The 1,725-nt window shown below is 66.5% G+C and carries 2 protein-coding genes; both read right to left on the bottom strand.

What is annotated here, in order from left to right; all coding sequences use genetic code 11:
• Positions 1 to 278: 278 nt before the first annotated feature.
• Positions 279 to 866: a collagen-like protein gene (locus I6F47_RS20205; RefSeq protein ID WP_114488096.1), complete on the bottom strand. Its 588-nt coding sequence runs from the start codon at positions 864 to 866 to the stop codon at positions 279 to 281.
• A complete protein-coding gene (locus I6F47_RS20200; protein WP_442960284.1) occupies positions 853 to 1,716 on the bottom strand; it encodes a phage portal protein in 864 nt (287 codons plus the stop codon). The genes I6F47_RS20205 and I6F47_RS20200 overlap by 14 nt, the downstream gene beginning before the upstream one ends.
• Between the last annotated feature and the right edge of the window lie 9 nt (positions 1,717 to 1,725).

Below are 1,725 nucleotides of genomic sequence, written 5' to 3'. Positions count from 1 at the left end.
GCCTGTTGCGCCTGTTGCGCCTGTTGCGCCTGTTGCGCCTGTTGCGCCTGTTGCGCCTGTTGCGCCTGTCGGACCTGCTGGCCCAGTGGGGCCGATGTGCTGCGCCCATTCAACCGGGGCGAGCCCGGTCAGTACCCACTCGGTCTTGTCGCTCTCCTGGTAGAGATACTTGCGCACGTCCGTTTCGGTCGGCGCCAGCGCCAGGCGCTCGGCCTCGTCCGCGACGACCCAATTGTGGGGTGCGTGAATTTCCCCAGCGGGTATGAGTTCGTGTTCCATCAGCTTGTTACCACCACATATTGACCGTTGACCGTGACGGCTTCGCCGTTGACTGTGACCGCGTTGGTCGGCACTTCACCTGCCTGTAGAACCACGCGCACGCGCATCAGAACCCCGCCCCGAACGATGACCATCTCGTCGTCGGGCACGATGGTGTCGGCAAGGGGGAAGTCGCCGGGGTTGACGGAGCCACCACCTGTGGATGCGTTGACGTACACGCCACCGCCGGTTCCAGCCTTGCCGGGCTTGCCTTGCAGGTCAACCCACTTGCCCCACCGACCTTCAGTTTGTTGGAACCGGAGTTTGGTGCCTTGCCATTCGTGCTTGGGCATAGGGCCCATCGGCCCGCGCTCGCCGTCTTTACCGGGAGCCCCATCTCGGCCAGGCTTTCCTGGGGGACCGTCCCTGCCGCGAGGGCCAGGGTCGCCACGCAGGCCAATACCGTCCTTGCCGTCCAGCCCATTCTTGCCGGGTACACCGTCTTTGCCGGGAGGGCCGGGCTGCCGGGCGAGATTGCTGACCTGAGCGCGCAGGTCACGGACTGCCTTGGCGAGCAGGGTGAGGATGCCGCGATCATTGCTGTCCACCTTCGGCCCCCTCGCCGAGCAGGTCGAGAATTCGGTTCTGTAGCGCCAGGGTCTGCTCGGCCGTTGGGTCTACCGGAGGTGGCACTGGCGCAGGTGGCGGCGCCTTGGCGGCAGCCGCGCGTGCGCGCAGCGCGTCGGTCTCAGCCTCGGTGCGCTTGAGCAGCGCCAGGTGCATCTCCCGCTGCTGGGCCTGCGTGGGGTTGGGCGGCGCGCTGTATTCGTCGTCGTCAATGCCGTCCTCTTCCGGGTCATCCTCGCCCGGTGCAGCAGGGACACCCATTGGGTCCACCCACAGACCCATCTCCTTCTCGCGGTCCATGTCGNCCGGGTCATCCTCGCCCGGTGCAGCAGGGACACCCATTGGGTCCACCCACAGACCCATCTCCTTCTCGCGGTCCATGTCGACCTTGCGCTCTTCGTCCACCGTGTCGGCGTCGTCACCGCGCTCGCCGATGACACTGGAGCGGCTGCGGAAACCGTTCGTGACTTCCGCTGCCTTGCCCTGCACGTCCTGCACGGGGTGGATGTAGGCCCAGCCGTGGGGTGCGTGCTCTACGCGAATCACGTCGTCGTACTCGGCCAGTGTGATCTCCCCGGCCAGCAGCGCTGCGTCAGCGAACCACTCGATCACGCGCTGGCAGAACATCGGGATCACGATCTGCCACTGGCGCTGCTCGGCAAAGCGGCGGAAGTCGTTGATCACGACGCGCAGCGTGCGGTCGCTGACCTCGCGGATGTCGCCCGCCATCAGCTCGTACGGCAGGCCAGCGCCCGCCGCCGTGCCCAGATGGGTCGTGCGCATGTAGTCGCTGTAGTTGGTGCCGGCCTCGGGAGGGTTGGACCACTCCATCTTCTGGCC

Source organism: Pseudoalteromonas sp. NZS37, from assembly GCF_015864265.1.
Classification (GTDB): domain Bacteria; phylum Pseudomonadota; class Gammaproteobacteria; order Enterobacterales; family Alteromonadaceae; genus Pseudoalteromonas; species Pseudoalteromonas arctica.
The sequence above is the reverse complement of the archived record's forward strand: the minus strand, read 5'-3'. Positions and strand labels throughout refer to the sequence as shown.